Source organism: Acinetobacter sp. YH12086 (genome assembly GCF_013419345.1).
In the GTDB taxonomy this organism is placed as follows: domain Bacteria; phylum Pseudomonadota; class Gammaproteobacteria; order Pseudomonadales; family Moraxellaceae; genus Acinetobacter; species Acinetobacter amyesii.
Genome location: NZ_VPAF01000002.1, coordinates 88,179 through 102,588 on the forward strand (window position 1 = coordinate 88,179; position 14,410 = coordinate 102,588).

A 14,410-nucleotide genomic window follows, 5' to 3' on the forward strand; every position below is an offset into this window, starting at 1 on the left:
TAAAAGAAATAGGTGCCAGAGATGCAAGATAAAATCAAAATAGTCGGTGACCAACAGGCCGCTGACGAAATTCTGCAATTTTTAGCCAATTGGGATGAGGTTATCTGCCAATTGAAAATTGAAAATATTGCTGAATCCTGCGCAGCAGATGTGAACTTTTTTGATGCCAGTTGTGAAATGCGCGGCTTAATGGCATATCAAAAAATGTGGGAATTTTATCGGGAGTATTTTCGTGAAGGTTTAAAGGTGTTTAGGCGGGAACTGGTCATCCATGCAGAACCTGATATTGCCTTTCTGCACTGTTATTCCAAAATTGATGATAAGAGTGGAATACCAACGCCAGGGATCTCATGGTGTCGTAACACCATTGGGATGAAAAAAACACAGACTCAATGGAAGATCGTTCATCAACATATTTCTGTTCCAGTGGATATTGTGACTCATCAAAGTAAAGTAATTATCTTTTAATTCATCTCAAAACACAGTATGAAAACAGAGCTATAAAGCTCTGTTTTTTTCTTTGCAAATCATTACATGAAATGCGTATGCAGTTCTAAAACTTCAGCCTAAATTAAAAAATAATGACCATCGTTCAGGATAAGAAAATGGATCATAAAAATAATAAATTAGCGCAAGATTTTGAATCATCACCATCAGGTCAAAAGCAAGGCTTACAAGACCTGAACGCCTCGAAGCAAATGCCCCCTGCAGATTTACATAAAGTGATTCGAATCACGGCAGGATTCATCATCGGCAGTTTGCTGATTGCGGCCTTATATCTTGGTAAAGATATTTTTATTCCATTGGCACTCGCAATCTTATTGGCTTTTTTAGTTGACCCTTTGGTGATGAAACTCCGAGGTTGGGGACTACCACAGATGCCATCGATATTTATTGTGGTCGGTTTGGCTTTGGCGATTTTGTCCGGCGCGGCCTCTTATTTGGGTTATCAACTGGGGCAATTAAGCCAAGAGTTACCGCAATATCACGGTACGATTCAAAAGAAAATGGATTCTATTCGTCAATTTGCACGCGGCCCGAGTGTTTGGGATGGCGCAAAAACCACCATAGATACTGTTGAAAACTCGATAGATGATGTGGTGCCTGAAGAGAAAAATCCTAAAGTGCAGCAAGTGGAAGTGGTGGGACAACAACAAACCACGGCTGAAGCGGTCATGGCTTGGAGTGAGCGGGTGCTCAATCCCTTGGCAACCGCAGGTATTGTATTTTTATTTGTGATTCTGATTTTGGTCAATCGGAAAGATTTGCATGACCGTTTCCTTAAGCTGCTGGGCGGCAATTTAAATATCGGAACAGACGCACTAGATGAAGCCGCCAATCGTATCGGTAAATATTTACGTATGCAGCTGATGGTCAATGTGACCTACGGTATTCCGATGGCCTTGGGACTTTGGTTTATTGGGGTGCCGGCAGCAATTATGTGGGGAATGGTGGCGATAGTGATGCGCTTTGTTCCCTATGTCGGCCCAATGATTTCTGCGATTTTCCCCATTGCATTGGCTTTTGCGGTAGATCCCACATGGAATATGGTGCTATGGACAGTGGGTTTAATTTTGCTCTTGGAATTGGTCAGTAATAATATTATTGAGCCTTGGTTATATGGGGAAAGTACCGGACTTTCAACCTTAGCCATTATTATTGCCGCCATGTTTTGGACGGCTGTGTGGGGGCCAATTGGTTTAATTTTATCGACGCCTTTAACCGCATGTTTATTGGTGCTTTCGAGCTATGTACCATCCTTAGGTTTTATTAAAACCCTGATCGGTAGTACGCCTGCATTGGCACCGCATGAGCGCTTCTATCAAAGATTAGTCGCTGATGATGTGCAAGATGCCGTGGATGTCGCACAAAATTTTATTGCTGAAAAGTTACCGAAGGAGGCGAAGGATGAAATCAAGGCACGTCGGGTTAATGCGTTTTATGCCAAAGTCGCGATTCCAGCCATACGGATTTTTTCGAGAGGCCACAACACCGAGGCCAGTGCTGAACATCGACTACGTTTACATCAGGGATTAAAACTGTTTAATCATAGTTTTCAACGGGCATATCCAGTGGCACAGCAGGATCAGAAAACTGAGGTTTTGTGTATCGGCGCACGTTGGGAAATTGATGTTCAAGTATCGGCTATGTTGGCGCATGGCCTAAGCTTAAGCGGTATTCAGGCTCAGGCTTTTAGCGACGTCTTAATTCAAAATCAGCATCAAAGTATGGGTGATATCCAAGAGGATATTCAGATCATATGTATTTCGATTTTTCATACAGCACCAGAAGCTCAAATTCGCCTTTTAAGCCATGTTTTTAAGGCGCAGTTTCCAGATAAAAAACTGATTTTTGCACTGTGGAGCTGTGATGAAGTAAAGCAATTAGATGCGATCAAAGAAAATTTTACCGTCGATGCTGTAGTCAATAATATGAATGATTTGATATTAACCATTGAAGCTTTTCAATTGACGCATGGTGAGTCTTGGTTGGATGAGCCTGATCCTAGCGTTGAAGCGCAGCGCTTAAAAGCATTAGAAGAACTGAATGTTTTGGATGATCGGAATTTACCGATTTATGAACAATATATTGAAGAAGCCCGACAAGCCTTCGATGTGAAATATGCACAAATTTCTTGGGTCAAGCAAGACTGGGTCTATACACCAGGTAGCCCTTTGGCTAAGGCTACCGAGCAACCGATGCAGGTGCGCCAGTCGAAACAAGACTCAATCTGCAGCCATTTGGTATATCAAAATGAACGCTTGATTATTGAAGACTTACAACGTGACCCACGCTTTGCGCATTTACCTGAATTGATGCATAACCGCATTCGCTTTTATGCAGGCGTTGCACTTAGAGACCGTAATGGGGTGGCATTGGGAAGTTTCTGTGTTTTAGATCGGCAGCCGAATCAAATGACCGATGATGATATGAGTCTTTTAAAAGGCCTAGCTGCAGATTTGATGAATACGCTCAGTGATGAAAATGCGAAACGAAAAAAATGTGAAGAGATACAGCAACTGAATGATTCATCTCTATAAATTTAAATCATGTAGCAGATCCATTTAAACTGGAGTTTCAGTGAAAAGCATTCTAAGATGGCTCTAATATAATTATTCGAGCCAAAGACATGAACAAAAATAATGTCATCTGGCAACTTTTATTGGGCTACGTTGCTGCATTGGGTTGTAGTGTGAGTTTTGCTCAAATTCAAGGAAATTATTTTTCACATAAGGATTGGGAAATCGCTTGTGATAATACGGGGACTTGTCGCGTTGCAGGTTATCAGGCGGAGGGCAATCAGCCCGCTATTTCTGTATTATTACAACGTGCTGCGGGCGCTCAAGCGCAAGTCAGCGCACGAGTGAAACTCGATCCTGAAACGTTAAGTGCGGCAAATAAACCACTTCAACTTTACACTTTAGGTAAAAATCAGGGAACTGTGCAGCTTGATGCCAAAACTGCGGAAGGTCAGTTAAGTGCAGCTCAAACTCAAAAACTGATTCAAGCCTTACAAGCCAATCAACCGATTGTGTGGAAAGGCAACAACAAAACATGGTTATTGTCTGTGCAGGGCGCTAGTGCGGTTTTGCTCCGTATGGATGATTTTCAAAAGCGCATAGGGACAAATTCGGCATTATTGCGTAAAGCCAATAGCAGTTCGGCCAATGTACTCAAACCGAAAAGTATTCCGAAAGTGTATATTCAAAATTATAGTAAGGGCTTACAAACACGGTATGCCGTCAATGCGCCCACAGCCAAACAATTATTTGGATTGATTAAGAAAAAAACCATAGTGGAAGATTGTCCTCAACTCTTTGATGCAAATTTCTTAGAGGATGATCGAGTCGTGGTGTTTCCAATCAATGGAAAAAATGCCTTGGTCGAAGTGCCATGTTGGCGCGGGGCATATAATAGTGGCAATGGCTATTGGTTAATGGATCGAAATTTAAAGCAAATCAAACAATCCGTGACCTTTTCTGGAAGTGGGTTTAGCGAAGGACAAATTTTCTCCAACCAACGTGGAAGAGGGATTGGCGATTGTCAAAGTAAAGGGGAATGGTCGTGGAACGGTCAGCGCTTTATCCAAACTTATATGGCAAAAACTACACAGTGCAAAGGATTTGCTGGCGGTGCATGGGAAATTCCAACCTTAGTATATTGGGTTCAACTCGACTCTTAATTACAAAAAGCCCTGATATACAGGGCTTTTAAATCATATAAAGTAGTTTTTATCGGCTTAACATGAATAACCAACAATACTAAAAACGTTTTGGAATTTTTTGTCCGCCTACAACAGGTGATTCAGCGATTTTCAACACACCAAATAGCCATGTTTCGGCATGATGAACAGCCGCTTTGAGCTCATCACCTAAGGCTAAACGCCCAGCTATAAAACTCGCCAATGAGCAGCCTGAGCCGTGATATTCCCCATCTAGTCGTGGACAACGGGTTTCAGAAACTAATTCACCCTGAATGTACAACGAGTTTTGGATATAGTCTGGCGTATTTTCATGGCCACCTTTTACTAATACCGCTTGAGCGCCCATCGCAAAAAGTTTTGCTGTAGCTTTAGATATGTCGTCTTCACCTGTGAGTGCGCGTAATTCTACGGTATTAGGTGTAAGCACAGTGGCAAGCGGAATCAATTCCGCAAAGGCTTTGACCAACGTTGCTTGATCGCCCAAAGAACCACCACTATTGGCAACTAAAACGGGGTCGAGAACATAATGATATTCGGGATGTTCACGTAAAAACTCAGCGAGAGCCGCGATATTTTCAGTCGTTCCTAACATTCCTGATTTTACACAACGAATAGGGAGGTCACCGACGACAGCATGTGCTTGGGCCAGCAATAACTCACGAGAGGTCGCTTCAAACGAATACACTTGTTGTGAGTTTTGAACGGTTAACGCTGTACACGCAATGGCAGCATGTGCGCCACTTTGACCAATGGCTTCAATGTCCGCTTGCAGTCCTGCACCACCTGAAGGGTCAAGACCTGAAAAGCACAGTACAGTAGGGCGCACAATGATGTCCTTATTACACAAAATTTGCGATAGTATAGGCAACTTTGAGCGAACACTCGATAGTATTTTTGCAGAAGTGAATGGATAAGGTAAAAGCTGTGATTAAGAATATATTGATCGATCTCGATGGAACATTAACAGATCCAAAAGTTGGCATTACCACTTCAGCACGCTATGGACTGGCGAAAATTGGACATCCCATTTCGGATGAGACCAATATCGATTGGATCATTGGACCACCTTTGAAAGCCTCTTTGGCCAAAATCCTCAATGTCGATGTACATAATGTACTTGCAGATCAGGCTTTACTTGGTTATCGCGAGCGCTTTGCCGTTACCGGCTTATTTGAAAATAAAGTGTATCCTGCGGTTGCCGACACTCTAGCAACTTTACAACAGCAAGGCTTTCACTTGTACGTCGCTACAGCAAAGCCGACGGTCTATGCCCGCCAAATTTTAGAACATTTTGATTTGGCACAATATTTTACTGTGATCTATGGCAGTGAACTAAATGGCGAGCGCACCAACAAAGGCGATTTAATTGAATACATTTTGCAGAAAGAACAGTTAGATGCAAAAGAATGTGTGATGGTGGGAGACCGTGAGTACGATATTTTAGGCGCACGCCGTAATGCAGTGCAGAGTATTGCTGTGAACTATGGTTATGGTAGCGCAGAAGAAATTCAAACGGCTGCACCGGCTTTGGTGATTGATCGTTTTAGCGATTTGATTTCGAGTATTGAGCAATTGCAGCAGCAGAAAGTGTCGTAGTTGCACCGAACCTAATGAATGATGCTGATTATTTAAAGATAATCAGCAAAATCAGAAAAATCAGCCCACAGAAAAACCATTTGAGCAAAGGTGACTCATCATTTTTGATGGTTTCTGCTTCGAGTGCGATACCATGTTTGTCGTAAACAAATACAAAATGTGCATTTGCGCTTAGTGCCATTTCTTGAATGGCTCGTAGCTCGAGCGCGCTGACTTCTTCACTTAAGCGTTCTTTTAACTGAATAAAAATAACCGGCTGTCCAAACTCATACCACTTGAAGTGGATCTGTTGTATGAGTTGGTTGAAGCACTGTTCTGCAACATGATAGTTTCGGACAAAACTTCCGCGTTCTATAAACGCCAGAGGGCAGTTTTGTTCAGCTACAATTTGATGATCACGCGTTAAAACTTGCATTTGATCATAATGGATCTGTACCCAAACTGCGTCAGGAAAAGACGTTAATTTTTCTTTTAACATCACTTTTAGGTTTCATTATTGTTTTTAGTGGCTAGCAGTATGTCATTAAAATTTAGAGAAAAATATAGTTGAGATATAAAAAACACATCGATCTATCGAGTTTTTGTTTAAAACATCTTTCGTAGTTTTGTCACTTTGAATTTTTACTTCCATGATTGAAATATCAAACGCTTAAGTAGGTTTTTAAAGCCATTATCCTTTTTCTAGAAAACTGTTTCTCATCTGATATATGTAATCGACCTTGTAACTATTTCAGGCTTTTGAAAAAATTCAGACAGAAAATAATAAAGCTGAATGCTATGTCCAAATCATTTTTATTCCCTAGTCAGTGGCTCAAACCATTGCACCCACGTGATCCACATGAGCATCATCGTGTTGCGACCTCTTTAGAATTGCTTTTTGACTTGATCTTTGTTGTCGCGATCGCAACAGCAGGGCAGCAACTGCATCATGCCATTGTTGAAAATCATTTGGCTCAGGGTTTAACGCTGTATGGCATGGTGTTTTTTGCTTTGTGGTGGGCGTGGATGAACTTTAGTTGGTTTGCTTCGGCGTATGATAATGATGATGCGCTCTATCGAATCTTAACTTTTGTTCAGATTATTGGCTCTTTGGTCATTGCTGCTGGTATTCCAAGCGCTTTTCAAAAGCAAGATTTTGATGTGATTGTGATTGGCTATGCCATTATGCGTCTAGGCTTAGTTACGCAGTGGTTTCGCGTTGCAAAGCATGATCTGTCCCGTCGGAAAACTGCATTACGCTATGCTTTTGGCATCATACTGGTACAAGTCGGGTGGCTGTTCTTTCATTTTTCACCGCTGCATTTCACCGTTTATCTTTTCATTTTGCTCGCAATTGCTGAACTGTCTGTGCCAGTTTTTGCAGAAGCTGCAAGCCGTACACCGTGGCATGCGCATCATATTGCTGAGCGATATTCACTGCTCACCATTATCGTTTTAGGCGAATCTATTGTCGGATGTTCGATTGCCATAACCGATGCATTAACAAATCAGCGTTTTAGTACTGAACTGATCTTTTTGATGGTAGGCGGCCTCATGATGATGTTCACCATGTGGTGGTCTTATTTTGATACCAGTATTGCAGAGCGTTTAAATAGCCGAAAAATGGCATTTACTTGGGGGTATGGACATTTCTTTGTCTTTATTAGTATTGCAGCGATTGGTGCTAGTTTAGCTGCCGCAGTCGATGTGGTTTCGCATGAGGCACTGATTAGTTCTGAAAAAGAAAGCTACTTTGTGGCGATCAGCCTCGTGATTTATACGACAAGTTTATATTTACTCCATGAATTGCATCATCAAAGTGGCTTTAGAAAACTTTTATATCCTTTAACCGTGGTGATTGTTTTGTGTATTCCGTTGTTTATCACTCCTGCAGGTTATGCGATATTTGCGATGGCAGTGGTATACGCACTGCGATTGATGTTTACAAAATGCTATTTGGCAAGATAAGTTAATGATATGACATTGATCAATAATTCGTTATATTGCTGATGAAAATAACGTCCAAGAATCATCAAATAAAGATAAAACATAGAGGATTATATGAAAGGGCAAATACTCGATTTTTCTGTTCAAAATAATACAGGCATCATCAGCGGAGATGATCAGAATCGTTATCAATTTTCTGGAAGCGATTGGAAAGGACAAACTGTTCCTGCTCGTGGACAATTTGTTGATTTTGAGACAAGTGGAATGGGTTACGCAACCGATATTTACTTAGTCGCTGTGCCGAATGCTTTAGGCACGCAATACGGTCAAAAGAGTCGAATTGTTGCTGCACTCTTAGCATTCTTCCTTGGTGGATTTGGTATCCATAAATTCTATTTGGGTCGTATTGGATGGGGGATTGTGTATCTACTATTCTGTTGGACCTTTATTCCACCCATTGTTGCTTTTATTGAATTTATTATTTATCTATGCACTTCAGATGAAGATTTTGCACGTAAATATGGCTAAATTTTTGTGTTAAAAGATAAGGCGCATTGTGCGCCTTATTTTATTGTTGCAGATCTCTAGCGGGTTGACCCCATTGGTTGTTCTCGGCTTTGGTGTCTGTAGCCCACCATATAATCAGTGGGATGATCCCAATGATTGTGAGCATTAAAAGTTGCCACCAACCCGAACGTCCCGTGTCATGTAGTCGACGTGCGCCAACAGCTAAGCTAGGAATGAGTAAAACGATATTGGTAATATTTTCTAGCCAAGGTTCACTGCCAATTACGAAATCGCAAACAGAGGCAAGTATAGTGACCAATATACAAAATAGCCAAAAGAACCAGAACTCTTTACGTCGAGCACGTCCTTCAAATTCAGCAAACTTTTTCAGTGGTTTGAATGACCACGCGAAAAAGTCATAGTTTTCCTCTTCTTCACTGTAGTTTGTTCGCGTATTGGTGGAAAAACTTTGTTGGCGTAATGCAATATAGACTTGAATCGCTTGCCCACTTTCATCCAAAGCAAAATCAACCTGTTCTCCACGTGTAGGTGGTCTTTGACCTCGCCATTCATGACCAGCAAATTGATAGTGTTTTCCATCTTCAGCACTAATCACCCCAGTATTAGTTTGAATCGAAAAATCTAGTATTTGTCCTTTCATATTTTTCCTGAGTTAATGTGCTGTTGATAGTGTGGCTAGATGAACAGTAGCCACGATTTTTTATTTATTTTGCAGGTTGTCCCCATTGGTTTACTTCAGGTTTGGTTTCCGTTGCAAGCCAAATTAGAACCAGAATTGGTCCAACGAGCGGAATCATTTGTATTAACCAATACCAACCAGATTTATTAATATCATGCAAACGGCGTACTGCAACAGAAAGGGAAGGAATAACCATTGCTAAGATGAAAATACCTGTGAATATTCCTCTGGTTCTAAGCACGGAATCTACAATTAGAGTAATAATCATTGCGATAAGATAGACCAATACAAAAAACCAATATTCTTTACGGCGTGCACGTCCAGTAAAGTTGGCATAATTTTTTAGACATTTGACAAACCAATCAATCATGTTGAATTTTGATTCAGCTTGGTCTTGGTTTGAAATTTTATCGAGTTGCTGTGAAATTTGTTGAATAGGATTACTGCTGCCAAGAGCATTGAATACTTGAACAGCTTGACCTTCTGGACTGATATCGAAATCTACATGATCGCCGCGTTTAGGTGAGTTTTGGCCACGCCATTCTGCACCTGTAAACTCATAACGGTTTTGATCATCTCCACTGATAATGCCTGAATTGGTTTGTACTGAATAATCTAAAATCTGACCTTTCATTCTGTCCTCTTTTATTATGTGATTTTTATTAATTGATGTATTTTTATACCGTTTTATATTAGCAGAATATGAATTAAATTAAATGCATAGATTTGCTTGGGTGAATGAAATTCTTCATAAAAAAAGCGGAACACTTGGTTCCGCTTTTGATATTTCGCTGAAAAATTTATTACCAGCTTAACGCACCACCAGTTTGGTAATCCGTTACGCGAGTTTCAAAGAAGTTCTTCTCTTTACGTAAGTCCATCATTTCTGACATCCACTGGAATGGGTTATTCACACCAGCAAATTGTTCAGGCAAGCCCAATTGGCTCAAACGACGGTTACAGATGAACTTCAAGTATTCTTCCATCATGCCTGCATTCATACCCAATACACCGCGTGGCATCGTGTCACGTGCATATTCGATTTCAAGCATTGTACCTTCAAGAATCATTTGAATGATTTCTTCTTGGAACTCAGCAGTCCATAGGTGAGGGTTCTCGATCTTGATTTGGTTGATCATGTCGATACCAAAGTTCAAGTGCATAGATTCATCACGTAAGATGTATTGGAATTGCTCAGCAACACCATTCATCTTGTTACGACGACCCATAGACAAGATTTGGCTGAAACCACAGTAGAAGAAGATACCTTCAAGTACGCAGTAGAACGCGATCAAGTTGCGAAGCAAGATTTGGTCGTTTTCAGGTGTACCTGTTTTGAACGTAGGATCACTTAAAGATTGTGTATATTTCAGACCCCAAGCTGCTTTACGAGCCACTGAAGGAATTTCACGGTACATGTTGAAGACTTCGCCTTCGTCCATACCTAAAGATTCGATACAGTATTGGTAAGCGTGCGTGTGAATCGCTTCTTCAAATGATTGACGTAAGATGTACTGACGGCATTCAGGGTTGGTAATGTGACGGTAGATTGCAAGAACCAAGTTGTTTGCAACCAATGAATCCGCAGTCGAGAAGAAACCTAAAGAACGCATAACAATGGTACGCTCATCTTCGGTTAAGCCATTTTCAGACTTCCAAAGTGCGATGTCATGGTTCATGTTCACTTCTTGCGGCATCCAGTGGTTTGCACAACCGTCTAGATATTTTTGCCAAGCCCATTCGTATTTGAACGGTACAAGTTGGTTTAAGTCAGCGCGGCAGTTGATCATCGCTTTATCGTCAACTTGAACACGCTGAGCACCCATTTCTAGCTCTTCTAAGCCAGGTGCAACGTCTAGATTTTCTAGAGCGTTAGATGCTCTTGCCAACGGATCGGTTGGATCTGTTGGTCGATTTGTACTGGTTCGAGCGGGTTGTGCAGCTGCCAAATTCGGCGATGAGTGCTGTGCATTAGATACCACTTGCGAATCAGTCGTTTTTTGCGGTTCGACGGGCGCAGGCTGGTGAGCTTGTGCAGCTTGTTTCGGTTCATCATCTTCGAAATCGTCCCAACTTAGGATAGACATAAACAGTTCTCTCTTCGTTGCTTTATATCTTTTATAGACATCCAGCGTCGCTGAGATGTCCTACTATACGCTCAATTTGTGTAAGCAAAATTAAGTTTTGTCGATCACTGCTCTAAAAGTGTTCGGTAGAGCAAATATCCCCACTACTTATTTTGATTACGCGATTTATATGCCTTGAACCAGAAATAGGCGATCGGGACATAAAAAGTCAAAATAAAAGAAACCACCAAAGCAATAAGCCCTAACTGATAGTTATGCGTCATATGTGGCATGGGGGTTTTCCTTTTTTCCTAATTTAATGGCAGAAGTTATGCCCCAAGTGGGGCATAACTGAATTAAACAACAATTTTTAGGGTTAATACTAAGAAGCCTGTTGAAGCTACTAATGCTGCTAACGCGTAAATAAAGTTAGATAAGTCTGCCATTTGTAAAGCTCTCCTTATTGACAAGCTTCACAATCAGGGTTGTCAATTGAACATGCCATTGGCACTGGAGCCGCTTGACCAAAACCTTCTTCTTCAGCAGCAACTTCAGCTTTAGGTTCTTCTTTTGCAACTGCAGTTACAGGTGCTGCAACAGTAGCAGGCTTAACCGCGTTCAATGCACCAGTGTTAATGGTTGATTTCTCAGCAGAAGTCGCACCCAATGCACGTAGGTAATAAGTAGTTTTTAGACCACGTAACCATGCCATTTTGTACGTCATATCAAGTTTCTTACCGTTTGCACCAGAGATGTAAAGGTTAAGAGACTGAGCTTGGTCGATCCATTTTTGACGACGTGATGCAGCATCAACAATCCAACGTGGCTCAACTTCGAACGCAGTCGCGAAGATTGCTTTAAGCTCTTCAGGAATACGTGCAATTTTTTGAACCGAACCTTCGAAGTGTTTCAGGTCGTTCACCATTACAGAATCCCAAAGACCGCGATCTTTTAACGCACGTACTAGGTACGGGTTGATCACAGTGAATTCACCAGAAAGGTTAGATTTCACATACAAGTTTTGGAATGTTGGTTCGATTGATTGCGATACGCCACAAATGTTCGAAATGGTTGCAGTCGGTGCAATCGCCATCACGTTTGAGTTACGCATACCGTCTTTTTGAACTTTAGTACGTAAAGTATCCCAGTCCAAACGTGTTGTACGGTCAACTTCGAACATACGGTCAGGACGAGCTTTTTGTACGATATCTAAAGAGTCAATTGGCAAGATACCTTGATCCCAAAGTGAACCTTTAAATGTCTCGTAAGTACCACGTTCAACTGCCAAGTCGCTAGACGTTTGGATTGCGTAGTAAGAAATCACTTCCATAGATTCGTCAGCGAACTCAACCGCAGCATCAGAACCATAAGCCAATTTCATTTCGTATAAAGCATCTTGGAAGCCCATGATACCCATACCCACTGGACGGTGTTTCAAGTTCGAGTTGCGTGCTTGAGGAACAGCGTAGTAGTTGATGTCAATCACGTTGTCGAGCATACGAACAGCAGTTTTAACTGTACGAGCAAGCTTTTCACGATCTAACACACCGCCTTGAACGTGTTGTACAAGGTTGATTGAGCCTAAGTTACATACTGCGATTTCATCTTCGTTCGTGTTCAGCGTAATTTCTGTACACAAGTTAGAAGAGTGAACTACACCCACGTGTTGTTGTGGTGAACGTAAGTTACATACGTCTTTGAATGTGATCCAAGGGTGACCAGTTTCAAACAACATAGACAACATTTTGCGCCATAAGTCTTTCGCACGGACTTTCTTATGTAGCATGTTGGTTTCTTTCGCAATGCCTTCATAGTAAGCATAGCGTTCAGCAAATTCTGCACCTGTTAGGTCATGCAAATCAGGTGTTTCAGATGGTGTGAACAGAGTCCATTCAGCATCTTCGAATACACGTTGCATAAACAAGTCAGGAACCCAGTTCGCTGTGTTCATGTCGTGTGTACGACGACGGTCATCACCTGTGTTCTTACGAAGTTCTAGGAATTCTTCGATGTCCAAGTGCCAAGTTTCAAGGTATGCACATACTGCACCTTTACGTTTACCACCTTGGTTGACTGCAACAGCAGTATCGTTGGCAACTTTAAGGAACGGTACAACACCTTGTGACTTACCATTTGTACCTTTGATGTACGAGTTAAGCGCACGAACTGGTGTCCAGTCATTACCTAAACCACCCGCCCATTTAGACAACATTGCGTTATCACGCATTGCGCCATAAATGTTGTAAAGGTCATCTGAAATCGTTGTTAAGTAACAGCTAGATAACTGTGGACGTAAAGTACCAGAGTTAAATAGAGTAGGCGTAGACGCCATGTAATCGAAGCTAGACAATAAGTTATAGAATTCGATTGCACGTTCTTCACGGTTTGCTTCGTTCAATGAAAGACCCATTGAAACACGCATGAAGAATAATTGTGGTAATTCGAAACGTACACCATCTGAGTGGATGAAGTAACGGTCAAATAAGGTTTGTAGACCTAAATAAGTAAATTGGTTTGAGCGTTCTGGTTGAATCGCAGCAGCCAATTTTGCAAGGTCAAAGTTAAGTAGTTCTGGAGAAAGAAGATCAAGCTCGATACCTTTCTTCAAGAAAGTTTCTAAAGCGTCGCCTTCATTCGTGTCACTATCTAAACCTAAGAACTCTAACCCTGTAGCAACAAGGTCGTTACGCAATAAACGCGCAGTCACATATGTATAGTTTGGTTCTTGTTCGATACGTGTACGAGTAGCCATCATCATGGTCGTTGAGATGTCTGACTCTTTTACGCCGTTATAAAGGTTTTTTACAGTCTCATCGATAATCGCTCGAACATCGATGCCTTCTAAACCTTCAGCTGCTTTAACAATATTTGCCTCAAGTGCGCCAAGATCAAGCGGTTTAAGCTGACCGTTTGAACCTGTCACTTGTAAAGTAGGGTGGTGGTGAGCACCAGTTTGTTTACGAGCTTCGGCACGTTGTTCGCGGTAAATCACGTAAGAGCGAGCAACTTTTTGCTCACCTGTACGCATAAGCGCAAGTTCAACCTGATCCTGAATTTCTTCAATATGAATGGTACCGCCAGAAGGTAAACGACGGTTAAAGGTATTCAATACCATCTCAGTTAATTGAGAGATACGGTCATGAATACGGCTGGAGTCAGCGCTTTGCTGGCCTTCAACGGCCAAGAACGCTTTACCAATCGCCACAGAGATTTTTTCTGCATCAAAAGGTGCAACGTCACCGGTGCGTTTAATCACCTGAATTTGACCAGGGGTTGAATTCGTTACGCTCATGCTAGCATAGCTCCATTTGTCATCTATTTTTATGTTAGGACCGTTTGAACTGGGCAATTTTTATGCCACAGTGTTTGAGGTTTAAACACAAGACCTAGTGGTTTAAAAATTTATTGAAC

The 14,410-nt window shown here is 41.6% G+C and carries 12 protein-coding genes; 6 read left to right on the top strand and 6 right to left on the bottom strand.

Going from position 1 to position 14,410, the window contains the following annotated elements; translation table 11 throughout:
* Positions 1-21: 21 nt before the first annotated feature.
* The 3 genes from FTU29_RS03650 to FTU29_RS03660 all read left to right on the top strand — a co-directional run bounded on the left by FTU29_RS03650 (position 22) and on the right by FTU29_RS03660 (position 4,183).
* Positions 22-468: a nuclear transport factor 2 family protein gene (locus FTU29_RS03650; RefSeq protein ID WP_218954852.1), complete on the top strand. Its 447-nt coding sequence runs from the start codon at positions 22-24 to the stop codon at positions 466-468.
* Between the two features lie 137 nt (positions 469-605).
* Positions 606-3,041 carry an AI-2E family transporter gene (locus tag FTU29_RS03655; RefSeq protein ID WP_257226893.1) on the top strand — a complete coding sequence of 812 codons (2,436 nt, stop codon included), beginning with the start codon at positions 606-608 and terminating at the stop codon, positions 3,039-3,041.
* An 89-nt stretch (positions 3,042-3,130) separates the two neighbouring features.
* Entirely contained in the window at positions 3,131-4,183 is a 1,053-nt protein-coding gene (locus FTU29_RS03660) for a DUF1176 domain-containing protein (protein WP_180078223.1), read from the top strand.
* Between the two features lie 79 nt (positions 4,184-4,262).
* On the opposite strand, the gene FTU29_RS03665 is transcribed toward FTU29_RS03660, so the two are convergent.
* A complete protein-coding gene (locus tag FTU29_RS03665; protein ID WP_078192312.1) occupies positions 4,263-5,030 on the bottom strand; it encodes a hydroxymethylpyrimidine/phosphomethylpyrimidine kinase in 768 nt (255 codons plus the stop codon).
* A 98-nt stretch (positions 5,031-5,128) separates the two neighbouring features.
* On the opposite strand from FTU29_RS03665, the gene FTU29_RS03670 reads away from it, so the two are divergent.
* Complete coding sequence (locus FTU29_RS03670) at positions 5,129-5,800, top strand: HAD-IA family hydrolase (RefSeq protein ID WP_180120649.1); 672 nt, start codon at positions 5,129-5,131, stop codon at positions 5,798-5,800.
* Between the two features lie 28 nt (positions 5,801-5,828).
* Here FTU29_RS03670 and FTU29_RS03675 read toward each other — a convergent pair whose 3' ends face one another.
* A complete protein-coding gene (locus FTU29_RS03675; protein ID WP_180120487.1) occupies positions 5,829-6,281 on the bottom strand; it encodes a hypothetical protein in 453 nt (150 codons plus the stop codon).
* Between the two features lie 296 nt (positions 6,282-6,577).
* Between FTU29_RS03675 and FTU29_RS03680 the strand changes: the two genes are divergently transcribed.
* Both FTU29_RS03680 and FTU29_RS17320 read left to right on the top strand, forming a co-directional pair.
* The gene (locus FTU29_RS03680; RefSeq protein WP_180064948.1) at positions 6,578-7,747 is read left to right on the top strand and encodes a low temperature requirement protein A; all 1,170 of its coding nucleotides are present in this window, start codon (positions 6,578-6,580) and stop codon (positions 7,745-7,747) included.
* Between the two features lie 93 nt (positions 7,748-7,840).
* Positions 7,841-8,254 (top strand): TM2 domain-containing protein, encoded by a 414-nt coding sequence (locus FTU29_RS17320; RefSeq protein ID WP_218954854.1) that lies wholly within the window; start codon positions 7,841-7,843, stop codon positions 8,252-8,254.
* Between the two features lie 40 nt (positions 8,255-8,294).
* Here FTU29_RS17320 and FTU29_RS03690 read toward each other — a convergent pair whose 3' ends face one another.
* The 4 genes from FTU29_RS03690 to FTU29_RS03705 all read right to left on the bottom strand — a co-directional run bounded on the left by FTU29_RS03690 (position 8,295) and on the right by FTU29_RS03705 (position 14,291).
* Positions 8,295-8,894, bottom strand: coding sequence for a DUF805 domain-containing protein (locus tag FTU29_RS03690; RefSeq protein ID WP_078192310.1), 600 nt, complete (start codon positions 8,892-8,894; stop codon positions 8,295-8,297).
* 64 nt (positions 8,895-8,958) lie between these two features.
* The gene (locus FTU29_RS03695; RefSeq protein ID WP_078192309.1) at positions 8,959-9,567 is read right to left on the bottom strand and encodes a DUF805 domain-containing protein; all 609 of its coding nucleotides are present in this window, start codon (positions 9,565-9,567) and stop codon (positions 8,959-8,961) included.
* 169 nt (positions 9,568-9,736) lie between these two features.
* On the bottom strand, positions 9,737-11,020 hold the full coding sequence (locus tag FTU29_RS03700) for a ribonucleotide-diphosphate reductase subunit beta (protein ID WP_078191110.1): 1,284 nt from the start codon (positions 11,018-11,020) through the stop codon (positions 9,737-9,739).
* A 439-nt stretch (positions 11,021-11,459) separates the two neighbouring features.
* A complete protein-coding gene (locus FTU29_RS03705) occupies positions 11,460-14,291 on the bottom strand; it encodes a ribonucleoside-diphosphate reductase subunit alpha (protein ID WP_180101836.1) in 2,832 nt (943 codons plus the stop codon).
* Positions 14,292-14,410 lie beyond the last annotated feature (119 nt).